This window comes from Actinomadura litoris (assembly GCF_009733595.1).
Lineage (GTDB): Bacteria > Actinomycetota > Actinomycetes > Streptosporangiales > Streptosporangiaceae > Spirillospora > Spirillospora litoris.
Window position 1 is genome coordinate 481909 of the sequence record NZ_WOFH01000001.1, and the last position, 23381, is coordinate 505289.

General features: G+C 72.9%; 20 protein-coding genes. 8 read left to right on the plus strand and 12 right to left on the minus strand.

Going from position 1 to position 23381, the window contains the following annotated elements; all coding sequences use genetic code 11:
• Positions 1-355: 355 nt before the first annotated feature.
• Entirely contained in the window at positions 356-940 is a 585-nt protein-coding gene (locus GNZ18_RS02170) for a CGNR zinc finger domain-containing protein (protein ID WP_156214363.1), read from the plus strand.
• 27 nt (positions 941-967) lie between these two features.
• Here GNZ18_RS02170 and GNZ18_RS02175 read toward each other — a convergent pair whose 3' ends face one another.
• Together GNZ18_RS02175 and GNZ18_RS02180 are read right to left on the minus strand one after the other, a co-directional pair.
• Positions 968-2419, minus strand: coding sequence for an MFS transporter (locus GNZ18_RS02175; protein ID WP_156214364.1), 1452 nt, complete (start codon positions 2417-2419; stop codon positions 968-970).
• 37 nt (positions 2420-2456) lie between these two features.
• A complete protein-coding gene (locus GNZ18_RS02180) occupies positions 2457-3047 on the minus strand; it encodes an NADPH-dependent FMN reductase (RefSeq protein WP_156214365.1) in 591 nt (196 codons plus the stop codon).
• Between the two features lie 151 nt (positions 3048-3198).
• Here GNZ18_RS02180 and GNZ18_RS02185 point away from each other — a divergent pair, with 151 nt between their 5' ends.
• Positions 3199-6429: an AfsR/SARP family transcriptional regulator gene (locus GNZ18_RS02185; protein WP_156214366.1), complete on the plus strand. Its 3231-nt coding sequence runs from the start codon at positions 3199-3201 to the stop codon at positions 6427-6429.
• Positions 6430-6850: 421 nt separating this feature from the next.
• Here GNZ18_RS02185 and GNZ18_RS41065 read toward each other — a convergent pair whose 3' ends face one another.
• On the minus strand, positions 6851-6958 hold the full coding sequence (locus GNZ18_RS41065; protein WP_216651121.1) for a recombinase family protein: 108 nt from the start codon (positions 6956-6958) through the stop codon (positions 6851-6853).
• 394 nt (positions 6959-7352) lie between these two features.
• Between GNZ18_RS41065 and GNZ18_RS02190 the strand changes: the two genes are divergently transcribed.
• The 3 genes from GNZ18_RS02190 to GNZ18_RS02200 all read left to right on the plus strand — a co-directional run bounded on the left by GNZ18_RS02190 (position 7353) and on the right by GNZ18_RS02200 (position 9343).
• Positions 7353-7844 carry an AMIN-like domain-containing (lipo)protein gene (locus GNZ18_RS02190; RefSeq protein WP_156214367.1) on the plus strand — a complete coding sequence of 164 codons (492 nt, stop codon included), beginning with the start codon at positions 7353-7355 and terminating at the stop codon, positions 7842-7844.
• A gap of 357 nt (positions 7845-8201) precedes the next feature.
• The gene (locus tag GNZ18_RS02195) at positions 8202-8615 is read left to right on the plus strand and encodes a hypothetical protein (RefSeq protein ID WP_156214368.1); all 414 of its coding nucleotides are present in this window, start codon (positions 8202-8204) and stop codon (positions 8613-8615) included.
• Positions 8579-9343, plus strand: a complete 765-nt coding sequence (locus GNZ18_RS02200) for a hypothetical protein (RefSeq protein ID WP_156214369.1) — start codon at positions 8579-8581, stop codon at positions 9341-9343. The genes GNZ18_RS02195 and GNZ18_RS02200 overlap by 37 nt, the downstream gene beginning before the upstream one ends.
• Here the strand turns inward: GNZ18_RS02200 and GNZ18_RS02205 are convergent.
• Genes GNZ18_RS02205 through GNZ18_RS02215 form a run of 3 tightly spaced genes read right to left on the minus strand, consistent with a single transcriptional unit; the run spans position 9320 to position 11757 of the window.
• Entirely contained in the window at positions 9320-9850 is a 531-nt protein-coding gene (locus GNZ18_RS02205) for a nuclear transport factor 2 family protein (RefSeq protein WP_214616218.1), read from the minus strand. The genes GNZ18_RS02200 and GNZ18_RS02205 overlap by 24 nt on opposite strands.
• Positions 9851-9852: 2 nt before the next feature.
• Complete coding sequence (locus GNZ18_RS02210) at positions 9853-11280, minus strand: MFS transporter (protein ID WP_216651122.1); 1428 nt, start codon at positions 11278-11280, stop codon at positions 9853-9855.
• A 24-nt stretch (positions 11281-11304) separates the two neighbouring features.
• Positions 11305-11757, minus strand: coding sequence for a nuclear transport factor 2 family protein (locus GNZ18_RS02215; RefSeq protein ID WP_156214370.1), 453 nt, complete (start codon positions 11755-11757; stop codon positions 11305-11307).
• Between the two features lie 312 nt (positions 11758-12069).
• Between GNZ18_RS02215 and GNZ18_RS02220 the strand changes: the two genes are divergently transcribed.
• Positions 12070-12960: a LysR family transcriptional regulator gene (locus tag GNZ18_RS02220; protein ID WP_156214371.1), complete on the plus strand. Its 891-nt coding sequence runs from the start codon at positions 12070-12072 to the stop codon at positions 12958-12960.
• A 10-nt stretch (positions 12961-12970) separates the two neighbouring features.
• Here GNZ18_RS02220 and GNZ18_RS02225 read toward each other — a convergent pair whose 3' ends face one another.
• From GNZ18_RS02225 to GNZ18_RS02245, 6 genes are all read right to left on the minus strand, one after another.
• Entirely contained in the window at positions 12971-13312 is a 342-nt protein-coding gene (locus GNZ18_RS02225) for a CATRA system-associated protein (RefSeq protein WP_156214372.1), read from the minus strand.
• 18 nt (positions 13313-13330) lie between these two features.
• Complete coding sequence (locus GNZ18_RS02230) at positions 13331-16099, minus strand: CHAT domain-containing protein (RefSeq protein WP_173390611.1); 2769 nt, start codon at positions 16097-16099, stop codon at positions 13331-13333.
• Positions 16096-17520, minus strand: a complete 1425-nt coding sequence (locus tag GNZ18_RS40685) for a macro domain-containing protein (protein ID WP_173390612.1) — start codon at positions 17518-17520, stop codon at positions 16096-16098. The genes GNZ18_RS02230 and GNZ18_RS40685 overlap by 4 nt, the downstream gene beginning before the upstream one ends.
• On the minus strand, positions 17517-19529 hold the full coding sequence (locus GNZ18_RS02235; RefSeq protein ID WP_156214374.1) for a CATRA conflict system CASPASE/TPR repeat-associated protein: 2013 nt from the start codon (positions 19527-19529) through the stop codon (positions 17517-17519). The genes GNZ18_RS40685 and GNZ18_RS02235 overlap by 4 nt, the downstream gene beginning before the upstream one ends.
• 71 nt (positions 19530-19600) lie before the next feature.
• Positions 19601-20506, minus strand: a complete 906-nt coding sequence (locus GNZ18_RS41685; protein ID WP_312874251.1) for an NADP-dependent oxidoreductase — start codon at positions 20504-20506, stop codon at positions 19601-19603.
• Between the two features lie 89 nt (positions 20507-20595).
• Positions 20596-21069: an SLOG cluster 4 domain-containing protein gene (locus GNZ18_RS02245; RefSeq protein ID WP_312874252.1), complete on the minus strand. Its 474-nt coding sequence runs from the start codon at positions 21067-21069 to the stop codon at positions 20596-20598.
• 514 nt (positions 21070-21583) lie between these two features.
• On the opposite strand from GNZ18_RS02245, the gene GNZ18_RS02250 reads away from it, so the two are divergent.
• Complete coding sequence (locus GNZ18_RS02250; RefSeq protein WP_156214376.1) at positions 21584-22426, plus strand: peptidoglycan-binding domain-containing protein; 843 nt, start codon at positions 21584-21586, stop codon at positions 22424-22426.
• Between the two features lie 39 nt (positions 22427-22465).
• The gene (locus tag GNZ18_RS02255) at positions 22466-23353 is read left to right on the plus strand and encodes a peptidase inhibitor family I36 protein (protein ID WP_156214377.1); all 888 of its coding nucleotides are present in this window, start codon (positions 22466-22468) and stop codon (positions 23351-23353) included.
• The last annotated feature ends 28 nt before the right edge of the window (positions 23354-23381 follow it).

Sequence of the window (23381 nt, forward strand, 5' to 3'; positions counted from 1 at the left end):
GTTCCGAGCCGCGGCAGTGCGCGGCTGTGGGCGTGGAACGGCCAGTACTCGCCGGTGTGCGGGCATCACCTCGGGGCCACGACGTCCGGGCTGATCGTGATCACTCCGGGCGTCGAGGGCAAGTGGTGCGGCCCGGGCGGTCCGGTGGAAAGCTCCCATTGTTCTGCTGCCACGGGGCGATGCCTACGCCGCCATCCCTGCGCGGCGCAAACTTTCGGTCGGCGTCCGAGCGGGCCACGGCATCGATGATCAGGAACCGTCCTGCCATTCGCAGCCTAAGAGCGCACACTAATGCGAAGCAAGCCTTGATACATCAGGGGTTCCGGGCCGCGCCGGGAGCCGAGCACGAGGAGCCATGACGATCGACGACGTGCCCGACCTGTATCCCTCCGAGCCAACGCCGGTGCGCCTGATGAACACGATCTGGGCGGGCGCGGGCGGAGTGCACGACGCTCTGTCCACGGTCGGGCAACTGGAACGCTGGGCGCGGCAATGCGGGATCCCGTCCACCGGCCCACTCGGCGAGGACGACCTGCTCCTGGCCCGGGCACTCCGCGATGCCCTGCGCCGCCTCGCCGCGACCGTGGTGGACGACGAACGTCCCGCCGCCGTGGACACGGGCCTGTCGGTCGACCGCGCCCTGGAGAACCTGAACGGCTTCACCGCGTCCTGCGTCCCCGAACTGAGACGGGAGGGCGAGCGGGGGTTCCGCCGCGACTGGCGGTTCAGCGTCCACGGGTTCGAACGCGAACTCGTCGGCCTGGCTCTCCAGGCCGACGAGTTGCTGTCCGAGCGACCGGAGATCCGGCTCGGCGCCTGCTACGGACCCGGCTGCGTGCTCTACTACCACCGTTCGCGCTCACGACGCGGTTGGTGCTCGCCGGGCTGCGGCAACCGGGCCAGGGTCGCGCGCCACTACCGCCGTCACGCGAGCCCCTGAACCGGCGGGCCGGCGGTCGGGACGAGGTCAGCGGAGGGCGGGCGAGGACTCCTCGGTGGTGCGGGTGGGGGACGGGGCGGCGCGGCGGGGAAGGGCCAGGGCGGCGAGGATGCCGACCAGGGTGAAGCCGGCCGCGATGTAGACCGCGTCGCGCAGTCCGCCGGCCGTGGCCGTGCGCAACGCCTCGCCGGTCAGGTCGCCGAGACCGGAGGTGGAGACCCCGACCAGGACGGCCAGGCCGATGCTCGTCCCGATCTGCATGGCGGTGTTGGCCATGCCCCCGGCGGCGCCCTGGTCCTCGTCGGCGACCCCGGTTCCGGAGGCGCCGAACATGGTCGGGTAGATGGAGCCCATGCCCAGCCCGTAGACGATCAGGCCCGCGAGGATCGTCCAGTACGAGCCGTCGGCGAGCATCCCGGCGGCCATCAGAGCGCCGCCCCCGGAGCCGAGCAGCAGCGCGATGACCAGGGTCGGCCGGGCGCCGATGCGGATGATCAGCCGCTCGGCGACGAAGTTGGCGATCCCGATCACCACCGAGAGGCTCAGGAAGGCCAGCCCGCCCTGGAGCGCCGAGTAGCCGAGCACGCCCTGGAGGTACAGGCTGAGGAAGTAGACGAGGTTCTGCATCGAGATGCCGAAGGTGAGGATCACCAGCAGGGCGGCGCGGACGTTGGGGTTGCCGAACAGCCGCAGCGGCATCAGCGGGTTCTCGGTGCGTGCCTCGACGATGACGAAGGCGGTCAGCAGCGCCACCGCGAGGACGGCGGACGCGGCGACCCGCGGCGCGGTCCAGCCGACCTCCGGGCCCTGCGCGATGGCGAACACCAGCAGGGTCAGCCCGGCCGTTCCGGTCAGGGCGCCCGGGATGTCGAAGCCGCGTCCCCGCGCACGCGGGCCGTCCGGGGAGAGGAGGACGTACGCGCCCACGGTGCCCGCCACGACCAGCGGCACGTTCACCAGGAACACCGCCGCCCAGCCGAACGCGTAGGTCAGGACGCCGCCGAGCAGCGCGCCCAGGCTCAGCCCGCCCGCACCGGCCATGGCCCATACGGCCAGCGCCCGGACGCGGTCGGGGCCTTCGGCGAACCTGGTGGTGACCAGCGAGAGCGTGGCGGGGAACAGCACCGCCCCGCCGACCCCCTGGACGGCCCGCGCGGCGATCAGCAGCGCGGGCGACGCCGCCAGCCCGCCCAGCAGCGACGCGCCGCCGAACAGCAGCATTCCGAGGACGAACATGCGGCGGCGGCCCAGCAGATCGGCCGAGCGGCCGCCCAGCAGCAGGAACCCGCCGAAGAAGACGGCGTAGGCGCTGACCACCCACTGGGTGGCGTGGCCGGACAGGCCGACGTCCCGCGCGATGTCGGGCAGCGCCACGTACACGATGGTGAAGTCGAGCGAGGTGATCAGGCTGGAGAAGGCCAGCAGGCCGAGGACCAGGCGCGGCCCGCCGCCGGTGGCGGTCTTCTCTCGGGGCTTCATGACGGGCTCCTTCACAGCGTCGGGATCAAGGCTTCGGTCAGGCCGCGTAGGGACGTTCGGCGCGGGCGTCGCGCAGGGCGCGCGCCCACCAGGTCAGCTGGCCGATCAGGCTCTCGGCCGCCGCGCCGCAGCCGGCGGCGTCGATCGGCCGGCCATGGTCGTCGAACCTGTCCCGGCAGAAGTGGAAGCTGACCGTGTCGTGGACGGTGACGGCGTGGAGCTCGACGAAGACCTGCCGGAGGTGCTCCACGGCGCGCAGGCCGCCGGATGCCCCGCCGTAGGAGACGAAGCCGACCGGCTTGGCCCGCCATTCGTCCACGAACCAGTCGATGGCCGTCTTGAGCGGGGCGGGGAAGCTGCGGTTGTACTCGGGTGTCACGACCACGAACGCGTCGGCCCGGGCCAGCCGTCCGCCCAGCTCGCGGACCGGCGCGGGCGCGCCGGCGGCGCCCGGCTGGGCGGGGAGGACCTCGGGGAGGACGGCCTCGGCCAGGTCGACGACGTCGAGGGCGAGGCCGGGATGCCGGCCGGCCTCAGCGGCGAACCACCCGGCGACCGTGGGGCCGAATCGGCCGTGCCGCGTGCTGCCGACGATGATGACGATGTTCAGCGGTCCTGACGCGGTCATCGCGCGCTCCCTTCGAATCTCCGTCCTGCGCGGTTCGGTGGGTCGAGCCTGCCGACGGGCGCTTATCCGGCGCCTACCGCGCGCTTTCACGCGCCCGCAAGTGGAGGGCGACCGGACCGATCTCGGAGAAGGCGCCCGTTATCGTGGGGACATGCGATTCGGGGTGCTCGGACCGCTGGAGGTGTGGACAGCGGACGGCACCCCGGTGGCGGTGCGCGGGGCGAAGATACGGGCGCTGCTGGCCGTCCTGCTCGGGCACGAGGGACGGCCGGTGCCGGTGGACCGGTTGATCGACGACCTGTGGGGCGCCGCGCCGCCCCGCGATCCAGCTGGAGCGCTCCAGGTCAAGGTCTCGCAGCTGCGCCGCGTCCTGGACGAGGCCGAGCCGGGCGCCCGGGGCCTGGTGTCCTTCGAGGAGGGGCTGGGGTACCGGCTCCGGGTGGACGCCGAGGCCGTCGACGCGACGCGGTTCACCGGTCTGCTGGCGCGGGCGCGCGAAGCCCCCGACCCGCGGTCGCGGACGGGCCTGCTGACGGAGGCGCTGGAGCTGTGGCGCGGACCGGCCTTCGCCGACTTCGCCGACGAGGAGTTCGCGCGTCCCGCCATCGCCCTCCTGGAGGAGCGGCGGCTCACGGCCGTCGAAGAACGGGCGGAGGCGAGCCTGGAGATCGGCGAGCGGGGAGCGCCGGCGAGCGAGCTGGGCGACCTGGTCGATCGGCATCCCCTGCGCGAACGGCTCCGCGCCGCGTACATGCGCGCCCTGTACGGCGCCGGACGCCAGGGCGAGGCCCTGGAGACCTACGCCGACCTCCAGGCACGCCTGCGCGACGAACTGGGCGTCGACCCCGGCCCCGGGATCGCCGAACTCCACCGGCGGATCCTCGACCAGGACCCCGCCCTCGCCGCGGCGCCCGGAACGCCTCCGCGGACCAACCTCCCCGCGCAGATCAGCGAGCTGGTCGGCCGTGACGAGGCGGTGGCCCGGGTCCGGACGCTGCTGGAGTCCGCCCGGCTGGTCACGCTCACCGGACCCGGCGGCGTCGGCAAGACGCGGCTGGCCCTGGAGACCGCCTCCGGGGCGGCCGAACGCCATCCGGACGGTGTGTGGCTCGTCGAGCTGGCCGGCCTCGACCGCGTGGCGGGGGCCCGCGAGGGCGATCGGCTCGCGGGAGCCCGCGAGGGCGACCTGCTGGCGGAGACCGTGATCGCCGTCCTCGACGTCCGCGATGACGCCGCGCCGGGCCTGCCGCGTTCCGGTGTGGCCGCCGATCCGGTCGAACGGCTCGCCGGGGTGCTGCGGGGCCGGAGGGCGCTGCTCGTCCTGGACAACTGCGAGCACGTGATCGACGCGGTCGCCGCGCTGAGCGAGCGGCTGCTGCGGGCAGCACCGGAAATCACGATCCTCGCCACCAGCCAGGAACCCCTCGGGCTCGCCGGAGAGGCGGTCTGGCCGGTTCCTCCGCTGGAGCTGCCCTACTCTCCCTCCGACAACGGGCCCGCGGCCCTCCGGCGGTTCAGCGCCGTCCGGCTGTTCGAGGCGCGCGCCGCGGCCGCCGCGCCGGGATTCGAGATCGACGCCGCGAACGCCCGCGCGGTCGCGGCGATCTGCCGCCGGCTGGACGGCGTCCCGCTGGCCCTGGAGCTCGCGGCCACCCGCCTGCGGGCGCTGGACGTCCACGACCTGGCGGCACGGCTCGACGACCGGTTCCGGCTGCTCTCGTCCGGGCACCGCGGCGCCCCGGCGCGGCAGCGGACCATGCGCGCGATGATCGACTGGAGCTGGGAACTGCTCTCCGACGCGGAGCGCGTCGTCCTGCGGCGGCTCGCGGTGCACGTCGATGGCTGCACGCTGGAGGCGGCCGAGGAGGTCTGCGCGGACGGCGACGTGGCGTCCGAGGACGTCCTCGGCCTGCTGGCCCGCCTCGTCGACCGCTCGATGGTGGTCAGGGCCGGTGGCCCGGCCGGGACCCGCTACCGGCTGCTGGAATCGGTCGCCGCCTACGCCCTGGAACGCCTGGAGGAGGCCGGGGAGACCGGACGGCTCCGCCTGCGGCACCTGACCTTCTACACGGAACTGGCCGAACGGTCCGAGCGGCGGCTGCGCGGCCATGACCAGCGGCGAGCGCTCCAGCGTCTGGACGCCGAGCACGGCAACCTGCGGGGGGCGCTGGAGGAGGCCGTCCAACGCCGCGACGCCGGCCATGCCCTGCGGCTGGTCAACGCGATGGCCTGGTACCGGTACCTGCGCGGCAGGATCGGCGAGGGACGGCGCGCGTTCGCGACGGCGCTGGGCGTCCAGGACGAGGCCCCCACCGCGACGAGAGCGCGGGCCGAGGCGTGGAAGACCGGCCTGGACCTCCTCGGCGAACGGACCACGCAATTCCGCACGCCCTCGGAGGCCATCGCCGATCCGGGCGAACAGGCCAGAGCGGAGTGGTTCCTCAGCGACGTGCTGCTCGGCGCGGGCGATCTGACCCTCAGCCGGGACCTGGTGAACCGGGCGCTGCCGGTGTTCCGGCGGCTCGGCGACCGCTGGGGCACCGCCGCGGCCCTGGCCACCGAGGCCAACCAGGCCCTCGTCCGCGGCGACCTCGGCACGCTCGGCCGGGCCGGGACGGAGAGCCTCGCGGTGTTCGACGAACTGGGAGACCGGTGGGGGCAGGCCCGGGCCACCGACCTGCTCGCCAGGCTCGCGGAGATCAAGGGCGACCATCGCGAGGCCGCCGCGCTCGTCCGCGGCGGCCTCCGGCCGGCCGAGGAGCTCGGGCTGTGGTTGCAGGTCTCGCTGCTCCAGTCCGCGCTCGGCCGGCTCGCCCTCCTGGCGGGCGACCACGCCGAGTCGGACCGCCGCCACGAGCGGGGCAGGAGCCTCGCCGCCGAGCACGGCTACCGCCCCGGCGAGGCCTTCGCACTCACCGGCCTGGCCCTCACCGCCCGCCGCGCGGGCCGCCTCGACGAGGCCGAGACCCACATGCGCACCGCCCTCGCCTGGGAACGCGAGGTGCGGTTCGCGCCGGGCATCACGCTCGCCCTGGCCGAGCTCGGATTCACCGCCGAGCAGCGCGGGGACGCCCCGGCGGCGGCGGAACTCCACCGGGAGGCCCTCGCCGTCGCGCAGGAAACCGGCGACCCCCGGGCGATCGCGCTGGCCCTCGAAGGCATGGCCGGCGTGGCGGCCCGCACGGGCGCCCCGGCGGACGCCGCACGGCTCCTCGGCGAGGCCGCCGCCCTGCGCGAGTCCACGGGCGCGCCCCTGCCACCCGAAGAACGCGCGGACGTCGACCGCATCACCGGCACGGCACGATCGGCACTCGGCGACGAAGCCTTCACCACGGCGTTCGCCAAGGGCCACACCCTCGACCGTCCGCACCCGCCCAGGTAGCTCGACCGCCGGGACCATCCGCCCCCCAAGTCGCCGAACGTCCCGGGGTCGCCGTGCGACCCATGCGAGGGCACCGTGAGCTCCATGACCGCAAGCCTGCTCGTGGTCGAGGACGAGCCCGGCATCCGTCGGGCGGCGGATTCACCATGCCGACCCGGCGGTGCTCTCGCCCTGCCTGACGACCCGCGCGGTCAAGGAATCGAAATCGTTAGTCGGCAGCGGTGGGTGGTGAATTTGTGAGCGCAGCCATGCGCGCGGTTCCCCATAGGGGTTACCACACCCATGGCCACAAGCCCACCATCCCCATGATCGCCACATTCGCGGCTAGCAGTCATCAGGGCAGGATGAGTGGGCGCGCGGATCCGATCCACGCCTCAGGAAAGTTGTTCCGGCCTCCGGCCGAGGTGGTGGCCTTGCGGTTTTACACCAGGTAGCCGGTGTAGTTGGAATTGGTCAGCACCTCTCGGACCGAGGAGTACGTCCACTTGCTCACACTGCGCTGCTTGGAGGTGACGAGAGCAATGGTCAAGAGCTGTGGATCAAGATCTTTAGGCTACTTTCCGGCAGGCTTGATCGGGTAGGGCGTAGGGTGCGACGAGTCCGCCGTTGATGAAGGCGGCATCGGCGCGGACGGGGGCCACCAAGGTGTGGGATGTTGACCGGGAGCGCAAGCCTGAGAGGTGTTCTACTTCAATACCATGCGTTCCACGCAAGTGAGGCCGGCCTGCATGGGCATGGCCTCTTCCTGCTGCCCGGAGGCATAACTTATGCGTTCAAGATGGCTCCTGGTTGCGGTTTTCCTTCTCGGCGCCACGGCGTGCGGGTCTGACGGGGGGAAGGCCGCCACGGAGGTCAGGAGCGGGTCGCCTGCATCTTCGCCCGTGAATCCGGCCCCATCACCTTCGGCGTCGCATTCTCGGTCATTGCCCCCGTGGCATCTGCACGGCAAGCCGCGCTGCGATCGGCGCTCCTGGGCGTCGAGCCTGTGCCAGCATCCCCGGATCAGCGAGGACAGCGGTGTTCTCACCAAGGTTCAGGCGACCGAGCACAACGGCTACGACCGGGTCACCTTCACGTTTGACGCCTCCCGGCCGCTTCCCGGATACGGGGTGCGGTACGTCCCTGAAGTGATCAAGGATCCGTCGGCGAGAAAAGTGGAAATGCCAGGCCAGGCATACCTGGAGATCTCCTTCAGTTACGCCAATTCCATCACGGGGAAGCAGGGTTTGGGGACGCTGCTCAAGCCGAACCCTGAGCGTCCGGTGCTCATCAGTGGCCTCCACCTGCTACGTGCCTATGTCATGACCTCCGACCGCCATGGCCGTACCGACTTCGTGCTGGGGCTGGGGGACGCGGTGGACTTCCGGGTGCGCAACCGCGGCACCGCGGTATTCCTGGACGTCAGGCATCGCTAGGCGCCCGCTGATACGAGGTTGACCTTGGCGCGGTGGCGAAGGTCGACTCGGGTCTGGAGCCGGAACGTCCGGATTGCTCAGCGCCTTCGGGCGGCGTCCGGAGCGGGGCGCCGAGCCGCTGTTGGCCGGCCGGTTCGACCGGGTCCGCGTAAGGTGCTTCCGCTGCATGAGTAGTCGCCAGGGGCGCCGTTGCAACACTGGTTTAGTAAAGGCGTTGTCACCTCTGAGAAGGGACCTCCGATGCGCCGGATCAGCCCCCTCCTCGCCGCGGCTTTCGCGGTGTTATCGCTTTCCCAAGGTGCGGCGCGGGCCGCGGAAGGCTGGACCGCCTCGCCGGCGACCGGTGTGAACGGTCCGGTGAGCAGCTTCAGCGACACCGACGCCTGGGCCCTCGGCGGCGACCGCGGCTTCGCGCACTGGGACGGCCGGGACTGGCGCAACGTCCCGGCGCCGGACGGCGGCGGGACGATGGAGGCGATCGCCGACGCCGGGCCGTCCGACGCGTGGGCGGTCGGCCGGCGAGGCGCCCCTCCCGCTGGGAAGAACTTCGTCACGCAGATCCAGCACTGGGACGGCGTGAGCTGGAACATCATCCCCAGCCCGGAGTTTCGGGGCCGGTACGCGGCCCTCTGGGGCGTGGCGGCGCTCGCGCCGGACGACGCGTGGGCGGTCGGCTGCGACGAACCACCGCCCTGGCCGAGCACTGGGACGGCGAAGGCTGGAGCCGCGTCACCGTGCCCGTCCCCGGCACCGGGCTCCACTCCCCGCTGACCGCGATCAGCGGGAGCTCGTCGCGCGACATCTGGGCGATCGGCACCTACGGCAACCCCGGGCAGGCCCCGAACTCGCTGTTCGCGACGCACTACGACGGGGCGGCGTGGCGCGCCGTGCCCATGGAGCAGGTCCCGGGCCACGCCGACGGCACCTACGCGCTGCCCCGGTCAGTGGTCGCCATCGGCGCGAACGATGCCTGGGTGGTCGGCTACACGACCGGCACCGGGCAGCGGGGCGGCACGCTGACCGAGCACTGGGACGGGACGCGATGGCGGATCGTCCCCAGCCCGTTCGACCACCCCTCACCCACCTCGACCCCTACCGGCTCGCTGCACAAGGTCACGGCGCGCGCGCCGGACGACGTCTGGGCGGGCGGCTCCACCTACGACCATCTCGGGGGCCACTACGGGGTGCTGCTGCTGCACTGGAACGGCGTCCGCTGGACCCAGGACACCACCGCGCCGACCACAACCTCATCAAGGGGCTCTCCACCACCCTCGGCGGCCACGTCATCTGGGCCACCAACTACGGCCACCCGGAACTCCTCACCCACTCCTAGGTCGCGCACGCCCCTACCGTCCGAGGACCTCGGTGCCTGTGATCCCGGTCAGGTATCGCCTTGTGGTGGTGGTCGGGTCGTCTTCTCGCAGCGCTTCCGCGACGTGGCTGGACGGCTGCGGGGTGGCCGTCCAGCCACGGTGTTACGGCCTTTCGCCTGGGTGTAGGCGTTGCGGGATGTTCGTCAGCGGGAAGTTCTTCCAGAAGTAGGCATCGGCCGCGTGCTGGTCCCCGGGGTAGTTGACGGCCTCGGCGATCCGGCGGCGTTCGATGCGGAACGCCAGGGCCCAGGTGATGTCCAGGCCCTTCGGCTTGGTGCTCCAGCCTCGGTGCAGGTCCACGACCCAGTCGCCGTCCGCCGCGAGGAAAATCGTCTCGGCCTGGAATCCGGCGCGGGCGAGTTGGGCGAAGAACGCCAGCACCTCGTCGACCCCCTTCATCGTCCCGGCCAGCGGGTGATGGCCGGGAATCGTCCATGTGACGTCCGGGGCGAAGAACCGCTCACGGAGCGCCCGGAGGTCGTTCTTGGCGTAGGCGGCGTAGTAACCGCGGATCAGGGTGACGTTGGGATGTTCCTTCGGGGGCTCGGCCGACGCCGCGGGGGTGGCGATGGCTGCGGCCGCTCCGGCCACCGTGAGGCCACGGAGCAGGGTCGCGCGGGAGAGGTCGGACACGGTCACTCCTTCTTCTTGGACGGGGTGGTGCCGCCGTACGGCAGGACCGCGATCACGAGGGCACCGAGCACCGCGACGGCGGCGCCCGCGACATAGGCGGCGTGATAGCCGTCGAGCACGCCGGACGGGGTGCCGGGCGACCCCGCGGCATGGGCGACCGTCACCAGGGCGGCGACGCCGAGACTGCCGCCGAGTTGCTGGGACGTGACGTTCAGGGCGCCGGCCACACCGTGCCGGGCCTGCGGGACGTCGGTGAGCGAGGCCGCCGTCAGCGCGGCGAACGCCAGCCCCTGCCCCACGCTCATGACGGCGATCCCGGGCAGGACGTCCGCCCGGTAGCCGCCGCCGAGGGGAGTCCGCGCCCAGAGGACGCCGACGCCGAGGGCGATGAGCAGCAGGCCGCCGACGATCAGGGGACGCTGGCCCACCCGGGCGAGGACGCGGCCCGCCACGTTGGCGGAGACCATGACGATCAGGCCCATCGGCACGATCGCCAGCCCCGACTCCAGCGGCGAGTAGCCCAGCATCCCTTGCAGGTAGAGGGGCGCGAAGAAGAGCAGGCCCAGCACCGGGGTGAAGAAGGCCACCGCGGCCAGCGTCGCCCGGCGCACCGGTGTGGAATGGAAGATCGTCAGAGGCAGGAGGGGGTCGGCGGTGCGCCGTTCCCAGAACACGAAGCCGATGAGCAGGACGACCGCGACGACGATCGGGGCCCACGTCCGCGCATCGGCCCATCCGTTCGTCGCCGCGTTGCCCACCCCGTACACGGCGGCCACCAGGCCGGAGGTGGCGAGGACCGCGCCCTGCGGGTCCATGCTCTGCCTTTCCCGGGTGCCGGACGGCAGGAGGCTCCGCACCGCCAGCAACACCGCCAGGGCGATCGCGGTGAGGACGGCGAACACCGCGCGCCAGCCGAACGCGTCGGTCAGGACCCCGCCCAGCACCAGGCCGCCGCTGAAGCTGGACGCGCCGACCGAGGTGTAGACGGCCAGGGCCCGGTCGCGGAGCGGACCCTCGGGAAACAGCTGGGTCACCAGGGCGAGCGAGGCCGGGCCGGACAGCGCGGCTCCCAGCCCCTGACCGGCGCGGGCGACGACGAGGACCTCCGCCGTCGGCGCCGCCGCGGCGATCGCCGCGCACACGGTGAAGACGCCGATGCCGAGGGCGAAGACCGGCCGCCGGCCGAGCACGTCCGCCGCCCGGCCGCCGAAGAGCAGGAAGCCGGCGAAGGCCGCCGCGTACAAGGTGATCGTCCATTGCAGCAGGGCGTCGTCCATGTCGAGCTCCCGGCCGATCACCGGCAGGGCGGCGTTCACGACCGCCACGCTGCCGGTGTCGATGGCCAGGCCCGCGGCGAGGACGACCAGGGCCGCCCAGGTGCGTCGGCCGACCCGTTCGCCGTCCCGATGGACGGCGAGGTTGGTGCTCACGTGCACTCCTACGGCGATCGAAGGTCAGTGGTAGCGGCCGAGGACGTCGCGGATCAGGCCGTCGCGGACCAGGAAGGCGTAGGAGAAGCTCTCGCCGCCCCCGCTCCCGGTGGAGAAGTCGTAGTCCACGCGGTAGCGCTCTCCGTCCCACCGGCTTCGGGTGACCTTGTAGCGGCCGCCCGCGTCGAGCACCTCGGGGATGAGGAAGCGGGTCATGATCTCCTCGCGCGAGCGGTAGATCCGGCCGGCGCTGTCGAACCGGGCGTCCTCGGCGAACACGGCGGCCACGCCCTTGCGGTCGCCGGCGTTGGCGGCCTCGACGAAGCGCTGGGCGATGCGTTCGGCCGCCGCCCTGTCGGCCGGTGGCGCAGCCGGGCTTCCGCTGGGGTCCGCACGGCCTGGCCGGGCCGTTCCCGAGCAGCCCGCCGCCAACGCCAACACCAATGCCGCCAAGCCGACCTGCCCGCTGAATCGCATGACCCTTCACCTCTGGTTGGACGAGCTTCATGAACCCGGCCCGGCAGGCGCGGGGGGCTCCCGCCGAGCCGGGTCGGTAGGGAGCCCTCAGACATCGGGCTCCTCGCGCCTTCAGGAAAACGCGGAGCCGCCCGGCGCGTCCAAGACCTTCTGCCATGCAATAACCGCATAGCTGGCGTCAGCCGGTCGGTCGTCCACCCACGGCGTCGACGCCGTCCCGACCGCAGCGGACACTCGGCTTCGCCGCACGGGTCCGGGACCGCGGCCCATACAGTGAACGCATAGATCAACGCCCGGCCAGGGAGGTTGCGCATGGACGTGAACACCCGCTCCCTGCGCTTCTTCATCGAGCTCGCCGAGCAGTTGAACTTCACCCGCGCCTCCGAGCGGCTCTTCATCTCCCAGCCGGCGCTCAGCCGGCGGATCCGCCGGCTTGAGGAGGATCTGCGCACGCCGCTGTTCGAACGGACGGGCCGGGAGGTGCTGCTGACGGCCGCGGGCGAGGCGTTCCTGCCGCTCGCCCGGCAGCTCATCGCCGACTGGCAGGCGGCACAGCGCTCCGCGCGCCTCGTGGCCGCCGCCAGGTCCCGCATCCTGCGGGTCGGGTTCGAGGCGTCGGGCGCGGGCGCGCTGGCCACCCACGCCTACACCGAGTTCATGCGGCGGCACCCCGGCTCCTCCGTGGAGCCCAAGCGTTTCGAGTGGGGCGGGGAGGTCATGGCGCTGCGCGAGGGGCTGGTCGACGTCGCCTTCGTCTGGCTGCCCGCCGACACCACCGGGCTGCACACCGAGGTCGTTGCCACCGAGCGGCGCATGGTCGGCCTGGCGGCGGGGCATCCGCTGGCCGCTCGTGACCGCGTGTCGATCCTGGACCTCGGCGACGAGCCGCTCATGTGGACGCGGCGAGCGCCCAGGGAGTGGGTCGACTGGTGGGCGGTGAACCCGCGCCCGGACGGGCGCGAGCCGGTCTGGGGTCCGGAGAACGACAACGTCGAGGAGATGCTCGAACACGTGGCGTCCGGCGTGGCGATCTGCATCAGCCCGGAGTCGATGGCCCTGCACTACGGCCGACCGGACCTGACCTGGCTTCCCATCGAGGACGTCTCGCCCCTGCGCATCGCGATGTGCTGGCCGGTGGGCACCACGGGCCGGTCCGTGGCCGACTTCGCGGCCGTGGTCAGGCACCTGTCCGAGCGCGCCTAGACCGCGGCGGTCAGGAGGGGACGGGCGGGGGTTCCGGGAGGGGGTCCTCGGGGGTCTCCGGGGCGGTGGGCTCCAGGGCGTGGATCAGTTGGTTGACCCGCTCCAGCACCGGCTCGGGCGGCGGCACGGTGGACGGTTCGCCCAGCCGAGTGACGCGCCGGGCGCAGCACAGTTCGACCCCGGCGGCCGCGGCGTCCAGTTCGGCGATGTCGCGTGCCGCGAGGGCGTCGTCCAAGGCCCGGAGGTACTGTTCCGTGCGGTCCCAGCGGTCGTCGGGCAGGCGCCAGCGCGGGATCTCGTTCAGGAGGTCGAGCAGTTCCTCCCGGACGGACGTCTCAGGCCATCGCTCCACACCAGGGATGCTACGAGGTCACGGGACGCCGAGGAGGACGAATCCGGCCCACGTGTAGGGGTCGCGGTAGACCAGCGGGTGGGAGGCGCGGACCTCCGTCTTGGCCGATCGCAGCGCGTCTGCGGGGCGCGCGCCGGACCGCAGGTGCCGGTGGAAGGCGCGCATCAGCCGGCGGGTGGGGCGGTCCGGTATCGGCCACAGGCTCACCACGAGGGACTGCGCGCCGGCGTAGAACAGCGCCCTGCTCATGCCGACCAGCCCTTCGCCGCGCGTGATGGGGCCGACCGCCGTGTCGCAGGCCGAGCAGACGACGACGTCCGCCGTCAGGTCGAGGCCGAACATCTCGTAGACCCGCAGCGTCGCGCCGCCGGTGAAGGACAGCGCCGAGTAGAGCGGTTCGTGGTCGTCGATGGCGCCGTGGGTGGCCAGATGGACGATCCGGTGCCCGCCGGCCTCGCGGGCGAAGTGCTCCTTGGTCGCGTCCGGCCCGAGCAGGGCGCGGGCGCCGCCGCCGTACTCCGCCGCGATCTCGGCGACCTCGCGCGTGCCGGGCAGCGACTCCTCCAGCCCGACCCCGAGGAAGGGCCCGCCCGCGGGACGCCGCGTCCGGCCCGCCAGCTCGCCGAGGACGGTGGCGGACGGCACGTAGGAGACCACCGCCCGGTCCCCCAGCGGCCCGTCGCGGAACGGCAGCATCTCGAAGGGGAGGTAGGCGAGCGCGCCGCCGGGGACGATGACGAGGCGGCGCGCCGCGTCCAGTTCGGGCGCGACCGGCCCGAGCAGCAGCCCGGCCAGTTCCCGGCGGGCGGCCTCCGTCGCCTCGTCGCCGAGGGCGCCCTCGCGGTAGCGGGCCAGGGCCCGGTCGAGGAGCTCCTTGATCCGGTCCTCGCCGCCCCTGATGTGGACGGCGCGCGAGGTCCCGCGCGTGATCGCCCAGACCGCGCAGCCGTAGGGGGCGAGGTGGTAGGCGAGGAGCAGCGTGCCGCCGTCCAGGAGCCGCTGGGTGGCGGGCAGGTCGAGCGGTTCCGGTTCCTTCAGGGCGGCGTAGCCGGGCAGCTCGTCGCGGATGCGGAGCGTCACCCGCTCAAGCCTCTCCTCCACGCGCCGGTACTCGCGCTGCCCGGGGCTCTGCTCGTGCAGGACGGCCAGGCGCGTGCGCAGGTCCTGCTCCTCGGCCAGCAGCGCCTCCTGCGCGGGGTCCTCGGCCCGGATCTCCAGGCGACGCTCGGAGAGCAGGTCCATGAGCGCGCGGGTGCGGGCGCGTTCGGAGACGTGGAACGCGCGGTCGTGATCCCCCGGGCCGCCGCGGTGCACCAGGAGGGCGACGAGCCCGGTGAACGGCGTCTGGTGCTCGGCGAAGAGGCTCTCGCGCGCCGTCCCGATCCCGGCGCGGGCGCGCAGCGACTCGACGATCTCGACGGCCTCGGCGTAGCGGTCCAGCGCCGCGTCCAGTTCGTCGCGGCCCTCGTGGATGACGCCGAGGTTCACCAGGTCGATCATGGTCGACTCGGACGCCGGGGAGGCCCGCCGCGTGATGTCCAGCGCCCGCCGCGCGGCGGCCAGGGCCTGGTCGAGGTCGCCCTCGGCTCTGGCGATCACGGCGAGGTTGCCGTGGACGACGGCGGCCGAGGGCGAGTCCGGGACGGACTCGGCGTAGATCGACAGCGCCTCCTCGCAGTGCCGCCGGGCCGCGGCCAGGTCCTCGTCGATCAGGAAGCCGCCGAGGTTGCCGAGGTCGCGGGCCGTCTCCAGCGAGCGCGGCGCGGCGGCGCGGTCGATGTCGAGCGCCTCGCGGAACGCGGCGAGCGCGGCCGCGCGGTCCCCGGCGCGGAGCCGCAGGCCGCCGAGCGTGCTCAGCCGGCTCGCCAGCGACGGCGAGCGCGGGACGACCCGCCGGCTGATCTCCACCGCGCGTTCGACGGCGTCCAGCGCCCGGCCGTCCTCGCCGCGCCGCCGGTGGATCGCCGCGATGTTCGCGAGGTCGGTGGCGGTCTCGGTGGAGCCGGGGGCCAGCGCCTCGTCGATGTCGAGCGCGCCGTAGTAGTAGCGCAGGGCCTGGTCGAGGTCTCCGCCGAGCCGGAGCACGTAGCCGACGTTGACGAGTTCGCGGGCGGTCGCCGGCGAGCGGGGGTCCAGCTCGCGCTGCATGACCAGCGCGAGTTCGTAGTGGGTGCGCGCCGCGTCCAGATCGCCGTACTCGACCAGGACCGAGCCGATCAGGCTCAGGTCGGTCGCCGCCGCGCCGGGGTCGGTCTTCCGGTCGACCTCCAGGGCCCGGCGGAACAGGGCGAGCGCCTCGTCCAGCTCCCCCAGCGCGAGGTGCACCGTGCCCGCGTTGCTGAGATAGGACGGATAGGCGTCCGGGACGGGGCTGAGGGCGGACACGATCTCGGCCGCCTTCCGGAACAGCGCGAGCGCCTCGCGCAGTTCTCCGCGCGGCTTGTGCACCGAACCGAGGTTGCTGGTGAACTTCGCCACGTCGGCGCTTCCGGCGTCGATCCCGGTGGCGATGTCGAGTGCTCGCCCGAAGTGCGTCTCGGCCTCGTCCAGCCTGCTCTGCCGCAGCATGAGGTTCCCGAGGACGTCGTGCAGGTACTGGAGGAACGGCAGGAGTTCCGCCCGGTCCTCCTCACGCTCGGCGAGCGCGCGTTCCGCCCAGGGCACCGCCTCCTCGTAGCAGCCGATCGCCTCCAGCTCCTGATGGTCGTCCATCAGCCGCTTGCCGATCCGCGCGTAGGCGACGGCGTTGTTGAGCGGATCCGAGGCGTCGAGTTCCGGTGAGCTCACGCGTCCTCCGGAGTCTTCGGCGGGGTCCACAGCCACGCCTGCTCGGCGAACTCCTTCACCTGGACGTGGACCCTGGTGAACTCGTCCGCGGCGCCCCCGAGGTAGCCGGGTTTGATCACGTAGTCGTACAGGTGGTCGGAGACCAGCACGGCGAGGTCGGCCGCCCGCTCCCCGGCGGCGGCGCGCAGCTCCGGGCTGTCCACCAGGCGGTTGATGCCCACGACCATCGAACCGGAGAATCCCGCCACGCTCGGGCCGATGAGTCCGATGCCCACCGCCATGCGCAGCCGGACCCGGTCGTGCTCCGCCCCGTTGTCGGCGGCGAGCCTGCGCGCGGTCGAGGCGAGCAGTTGCGGGAGCGCCGCCGTCGGGTCGGCGGTGCTGGGGAGGAACGCGACGAACCCGTCCCCGGTCCACTGCTTGTCGGCCGTGTCGATCGAGACGCCGCAGTCGCGGAGGACCCCGGCGACGAGGCGGGCCAGGCGCTCCTGCACCCGCTCCTGGGCCGGGACGCCGCGCCGCCCGTACCCCATGACGTCCACGACGAAGCCCATCTGGAGGCTCCTGCGGCCGGACGGCGGCCTGACGGCGCTCGCCGCGGCGGCGTCCTCCGCGAACGGCGGCGCGAACGGCGGCGCGATGCCCTCCGGGGCCGCGCCGAGCCGCCGCAGGTTCCGGTCGCCGCCGAGGACCCGGTCGCATACGGCCAGCTCACGGTCGGTGTAGGCGAGCAGGTAGACGACCTGGAGGCCGGACGCCGCCCGGGTGCGGTGGAAGTCGAGGACCGCGCCGAGCATGGCCCGGACCGTCCGCTCGACGTCGCCGCCGCCCTGCCCCACGCCGAGCAGCGGGAACAGGACGCTCCGCAGGGGCGGGTCGGCGTCCGCGCGTTCGACCTCCGCGAGCGCGTTGGTCACGCACCGGCCGATCTCGCGCACCTGCCGGAACCCGCCGCCGGGCTCGCCCTGGACCGCCGCGACGTGGACGACGCGGCGCACCCCGCCGCGCGCCAGCATGCCCGCGCCGGTCATCACGGCGGTCGCGGCGGGCAGCGGGGCGCGCCCGGCCGTCGCGCGCGCCAGCTCATGACCCACCAGGTCCTCGACCACCTGCCCGGTGGCGTCCCGCCGGGCCCCCTCGTAGCGGACGATGCTGGACACCGAGAACTCCTCGACGCGGGCCATCTCCATGCTGGTGTTCTCGGAGTTGACCCAGACCTCGGCGCAGCGCGCCCGCCGGATGTCGCCGCAGACGATGCCGACGTAGCGCTCGCCCGCGCCCGCGGTGAACCTGAAGTAGCGGATCTCGCCGCTGTCGAGCGGCCGTCCCGGACCGGTCCGCCGCCCGCGCCGCAGCCACCAGAGGAGCGCGCAGGCCAGGGCCGCCACGCCGACACCGATCAGGGCCGTGGCCGGGCTCATGCCGTCTCGACGCCGTCCGGCGCGCGGGCCGACACCTCGGCGGTGCGTCCGCCGCGCGGGGTGAGCGGCGGGCACTCCGCCAGCAGGGCCGCGCCGTAGGAGGCGGCCGCGAGTGAGGCGTACCTGCGCCAGGTCCGGTCGGTCCGCGTGTCGCCGTAGTCGCTGACACCGCGGACCACCAGCCATTCCAGCCCGCTGGAGAAGCTCGCGACGCCGATGCCCTTGCCCTCCATCTCGACCGCGCGGAGGGCGTGCTCGGCGGCGAGCCGGTCGCGGGTGGCGGCGTTGCGCAGCGCGCGGTCGGCGCTGCCGACGAAGCCGTAGTGCACCTTCGGGTGGCCGGGCCGGTGCCCGCTGGCGGCCCGGTCGGGGTGCGGCGTCGGGGCCTGCGCGCCGTCCGACATGTACAGGACGTCGGTGGCGTCCGGCGGGCGGTCGAAGCCCTGGAGGACGGCGGCTCCCCGGGCGAGGAGGTCCTCCCACGCCCTGCGTCCGAGCTGCTCCTCGGCCTCCAGGTACCTGGCGCGGCGGACGAGCAGCGGCGACGGCCGGGGGAAGGGCTGCCGGAGCGACAGGCCGTCGGGCCGGTCGACCACGTGGTCGTAGTCGATGACGCCCCACGTGGAGACGACGATGTCGCCGAGCCTGACGTGCCGGTCCGGGTGCCCGGGGTCCGGCACGCCCGCGGCGATGCCGACCATCAGCACGTAGCCGACCGTCGGGAAGCTCCGCACCAGGTTGGCGCAGGCGTCGGCGGCCGCGTCGTTGGCCGTGTCCCCCATCAGCGTCAGGGCCACCCCGTGCGGACGGTCCGGGTCCGCGCCGGTCATGGTCCCGACGACGTAGTCGGCGCGGTCGCCCGCCACGTTCCGCCGCCGCGCGTCCCGCACGAACGCCCGGACGGCGTTGAACTCCTCCGGCAGCGCGCTGACGATACCGATCGTCGGCTCCTCCACGGCCCTCCTTCGTTTCGCGCGGCCCGGCGCGTGTGCGTCGAGCCGCCAGAGCCCGCGTCCGGCCTCGGACGCGGCGTCCAGGTAGGCGATCTCGTCGTCGAGCCGCTGCCGGAACCAGCGGGCGAGCCGGAGGTCGTCGGCGACGAACCCGGACTCGGCGGTACCCGGCCCCAGGACGGCGGCGGCGTTGTCCAGCGCGATCTCGACCGTCCGGCGCATGGTCTTCGCTTCCGCCACGCGTCCACTCGCCCTGGCCTGGTCGAGGCCCAGTTCCGCCAGGCGGTCGGCGAGCGCGTCGCCCTGACCGAGGGACCGGGCGAGGGAGAGGGCGTCGGACGCTCCGTCGCGGAGCCGGTCGCAGACGTCCCTGACGTCGGGGAACGTGGCGTGGACCCGCATCTGGTAGCGGCTCTTGGCCATGTGCATGAGGTAGCGGCCGAGGAAGGGCATGTCGTCGGCGGTGCCGCGCGACCAGGTCCAGGCGCTGAGCAGATCGTCCTGGTCGGGCGCGCCGAGCACGCGGATGCGGCGGTCGGCCGTCGGCTGGGCGGCGGGCCCGTACTCCCAGGCGACGATCCCCCCGGGCAGCCGGGCGGGCTGCCTCGACCAGCCCGGCGCCTCCTCGGGCGGGACGCCGTTCCCGGTGGTCTTGCCGAGAGCGAGCAGCGCCGTTCCGATGAACACGTCGGTGGGGCCGAGGACCCGGCCCAGTAACCGTTCGTGATCGGCCCAACCCGGGCCGGGCGTGCCGCCGCGCGGCGCGGCGGACACAAGGACGAGATGGAGGACGTCGTGCTCGCGGCGTAACACCATCTGGAGGTCGTGGTCGCGATGCTCGCGCGCCGCGACGGCGCCGTTCGGGACGCGCTTCAGGGAGGGCGGGACCGTGTCGCGGAGGCCGGTGGAGGGGACCGGCTCCGTCATGCCGAGCACGTCGGCGCACCGCTCCCAGATCCGGCGCAGGGCCGTGAGCGCGGCGGCCGACGCCGGACCGTCCAGGGGCGCGAAGACATGTGCCACGAGCTCCTGCTCCACCACACGGTTCCCGCCCATGTCGGCTCCGCTCAGCCACGAGTGGTCTCGACGATGAAGCAATCGTATAAGGACGCGGTCGGGCGGAGCCGTCAGAAGGCCAGGGTGATCTTTCCGGCCAGGCCGCCCCGACGGAAGCGCTCGTGTGCGGCCTGGATCTCGTGGATGCCGAAGGCGGAGTGCACACGCGGCCGCAGCGCGCCCTGGTCGACGAGCCGGGTGAGTTCGTTCAGCCCCGCGCCGTCCTCGCGCACCTGGTTGACCGTCGTCCGGACGCCGCGCGCGGACAGATCCGGAACCGGACCGGCCTGCGTGGCGATCGACGCGTACCGTCCGCCGTCGGCCACCGCCCCGGTCACGAAGGCCCCGAAGGTGTCGAAGACCGCGTCATAGCCACGGTCCTCAAGGGCGCTTTTGTCGGTGGTGACGAGATCGGCGCCGTGCTCCTGCGCGAAACCGACCTGCGCCTCCCGGGAGACCAGGGCGTCGACCTTGACGCCTCGCGCTCGGGCGATCTGCAGCGCCAGCCCTCCGACCGCGCCCGCCGCACCGGCGATCAGCAGCCGCTCCCCGGCGGACACCGCGAGCCAGTCCAGCGTCTGCGAGGCCGTCAGCCCGGGAAGCGGCAGCGTGGCGGCCTCGTTCAGGCTGACCGCCCCCGGCGCGGCCGCCACCGACCGCGCCGGAAGCGCGACCAGGTCGGCCCAGGTGCCCCGGGCGGAGCCGAGCTGGTGCGACATCGCGATGACGCGGTCCCCGGCGCGCAGGCCGCTGCCGCCGCCCTCGACCACGATCCCGGCCAGGTCCCAGCCGAGCGTCGTCGGCAGCGGCGGAGTCCCGTCCCCGATGGCGCCCTCCCGCGTCTTGTCGTCCACGGGGTTGATGCTGGACGCGATGGTCCGGATAAGCACGTCCTCCGAACCCGGTTCGGGCTCCGGAACCTCCACAAGACGGAGGACGTCGGGGGTGCCGAACCGGTCGATCTGTATAGCGCGCACGGAGAGCCCTTCACTAACTGCCGCTGACCAGCGCACTAACGCCCCCGCCGAGGCCGGGATTCCCGCGCCGCGTCCGCCGGGGCGGACGTTCAGTCCCACAGCCCGGTTCGCGCCAGCGCCTCGGCGGGCGTGTCGGCATAGCGGAGGCCCGGCACCACGTCACCTGCGGCGTCCACGATCCGCCAGCCGCCGAGTTGCACCACGGGCACGCCGCCCCGGCGCTTCGCGAGCGCGAGTTCCGAGAGGGTCCCCCAGGACCCGCCGATGACGATCACCGCGTCGCCGCTGTTCACGATGACGCTGTTGCGGGCCTCGCCGATCCCGGTCGCGATGGCGATGGTGAGGTCGGGACCGGCGCCCTCCCGGTCGGCGCGCGACAGCACCCCGACGACCGTCCCACCGGCGGCCGCCGCACCGGCCGCGACCTCGGCCATCACACCGGTGTAGCCGCCGCAGATCACCACCGCGCCCCGTCCGGCGAGCAGCCGTCCGACCTCGCGGGCGTGCCCGCGGTCGTCAGCGGTGCAGTCGCGGGGCCCGCACACCGACACCTGGATCGCCACTGGACCACCCCCACCCGTCCTTACCCATCCGAAAGGAACGGCAAGACGATCGCGGACGCGACCCCGATATGGCCGCCCAAAGATGAAACGCGAAACACACACACTCAACGCGAAGTATTCAAGCCCGACAAACGCACCCGCCGCCACAGGCGGTCATCCGCCTCCGGCCTCACCCTGGTCCCCTCCTGGTTCTGCAACGGCCCGCCCGTCGGCCGCACCTTCTACACCCGCACCCCCTGGGCAACGCCCTGACCCCTCCCCCATAACCCCCCACCCGTCCAGCGGGGGCGCGTCGGTTGGGTTGGGCCGGGTGGGCTGCTGTTGGCCTGGGTGAACACGGGGTTCGGGTCGGAGATTTCGTGGTGGGGCGGCTGTCAGATCTTGGGTCGGGCCTGTACGGGGGTGTTCGGCGTACAGGCTGACAACAGTGATCATCTTGTGGACACGTGAGTGATCCGTGACGTTTGTCCCCGGCGGGCCCCGCTCCTCCCCACGCCCGCCACCAGGAGGGACGATGAAACTATCCTCATGTGCCGCCGCCCTTGCGGCGACCGCGCTGATCGGGTCTCTGGGCGTGGCGTCCGGGACCGCGGCGCGGGCGGCCGGGGGCACGGCCCTGCCGGGCGTGGACATGGCGGCCACCGTGAAGGCGGCCCAGATCGATCCGCGGCGCGCCGACAGCACGTTGACGCCGGGGGCCAAGGCCAGCGTGCTGCTGGTCGAGGAGGCCCTGCGCGACCGGAACCTGCTGGACGCCAAATGGGTGGACGGCTATTTCGGCACCACGACGATCACCGCGTTCGCCGATTACCAGAAGTCGCTCGGCTACAGCGGTATCGACGCCTCGGGGCTGCCGGGGAAGACCTCGCTCGCCAAGCTCGGAACCGGGCGTTTCACGGTCAACCACATCATCGGCCCGGGGACCCGCGTTTCCGTTGGGGACGCTGTTATCAATACCCGGACGCAGAGCATGCTGGCCGAGGCGGAAAGGCTGCTCGGCCGGGATCTCGCGCTGGACCAGGGCTCCTACAACCCGGGCGGAGACCCGACGTCCGCCGGCACCCATGACGGCGGCGGCGTCGTCGACATCTCGGTCGAGGGAATGAGCGCCGCCACCCGCACCTATGTCTCCCGCACCCTGCGCCGCGTCGGATTCGCGGCGTGGGTGCGCAGCCCCGAGCAGGGCGACTGGCCGTGGCACATCCACGCCGTCGCCATCAGCGACACCGACCTCGCCGCACAGGCACAGCACCAGGTCGGTGACTACTACCTCGGCATGAACGGGCTCGCGAACCGCGGCCCGGACGACGGGCCGAGGCTGACGATCCGCACCTGGGAGGAATACCGGCTCGGCTGACCCATCCGTACCCCAAGCCCCACGGACAAGGAGAACAGCATGAGAACGCTCAAGAGGATCCTCACCGCGACCACCGCCGCGATCGCGTTCGGCGGGACGGCGGTCGCCTTCACCTCCGCCGCCTCGGCGTCCGCGCGTGACGGCGTGTGCGACGCCGGCGAGTTCTGTTACTACTACAACAGCAACAACGAGGGTTCGGTCTCGGACTTCACCGGATCCGTCGCCGACTACGGCACCACGCAACCCTCCTGCTACGACTTCAAGGGCCCCGGGGCCGGCCAGGGGCTGTGCATCAAGAACGCCGCCGCCTCGGTGTGGAACCGCAGTGGTCAGACCGTCCGGGTGCATTACAACAGTGACTATGGCGGCGCCTCCCAGGACTTCGCGGCGGGCGCCAAGGGCAACCTGAGCTCCGCCCTGAAGAACCAGAACGCCTCGCACCAGTTCAACCCGTCGACGCGGACGAACATGTCCTATGGGCTCTACGAGCTGAGCGGCGGCTCGATCACCTGCGGCTTCGACGGCTACACCAGCACCCCCGGACGGCACGAGGGCATCGACATCGCCCGCGGCATCGGGTCGGACGTGCACGCGCTGGTGTCCGGCGAGGTCATCTACATCGCGCGCGGCGCCAATGGCGGTTCGGGGCTCTCCACGATCTCCGTCTACAACTCCTCGCTGAACAAGACGGTCATCTACCTGCACTCCGCGCCGCGGTCCGCGCTGGCCGTGGGTCAGCAGGTCGGCCGCGGCCAGGTCATCGCCGACGAGGCGTGGCGCGGCATCTCCTCCAGCTCGGGCGCGCACACCCACGTCGAGATGCGGCTCGGCCGCCAGACCCACGCCGCCAAGAGCGTCAACGACTACACGCTCGACAACCCGAACCCGACCTCGTTCTGGAATTCCCAGGGCTACAACGTCCACTAGGGCGCCGGGACAGCGGAGGACGGCAACT

Bases quoted from the DNA above. Each gene is read 5' to 3' on its own strand.
- GNZ18_RS02170 (WP_156214363.1), top strand. From the start codon at position 356: ATGACGATCGACGACGTGCCCGACCTGTATCCCTCCGAGCCAACGCCG.
- GNZ18_RS02175 (WP_156214364.1), bottom strand. From the start codon at position 2,419: ATGAAGCCCCGAGAGAAGACCGCCACCGGCGGCGGGCCGCGCCTGGTC.
- GNZ18_RS02180 (WP_156214365.1), bottom strand. From the start codon at position 3,047: ATGACCGCGTCAGGACCGCTGAACATCGTCATCATCGTCGGCAGCACG.
- GNZ18_RS02185 (WP_156214366.1), top strand. From the start codon at position 3,199: ATGCGATTCGGGGTGCTCGGACCGCTGGAGGTGTGGACAGCGGACGGC.
- GNZ18_RS02215 (WP_156214370.1), bottom strand. From the start codon at position 11,757: ATGCGATTCAGCGGGCAGGTCGGCTTGGCGGCATTGGTGTTGGCGTTG.
- GNZ18_RS02220 (WP_156214371.1), top strand. From the start codon at position 12,070: ATGGACGTGAACACCCGCTCCCTGCGCTTCTTCATCGAGCTCGCCGAG.
- GNZ18_RS40685 (WP_173390612.1), bottom strand. From the start codon at position 17,520: ATGAGCCCGGCCACGGCCCTGATCGGTGTCGGCGTGGCGGCCCTGGCC.
- GNZ18_RS02235 (WP_156214374.1), bottom strand. From the start codon at position 19,529: ATGGGCGGGAACCGTGTGGTGGAGCAGGAGCTCGTGGCACATGTCTTC.
- GNZ18_RS02250 (WP_156214376.1), top strand. From the start codon at position 21,584: ATGAAACTATCCTCATGTGCCGCCGCCCTTGCGGCGACCGCGCTGATC.
- GNZ18_RS02255 (WP_156214377.1), top strand. From the start codon at position 22,466: ATGAGAACGCTCAAGAGGATCCTCACCGCGACCACCGCCGCGATCGCG.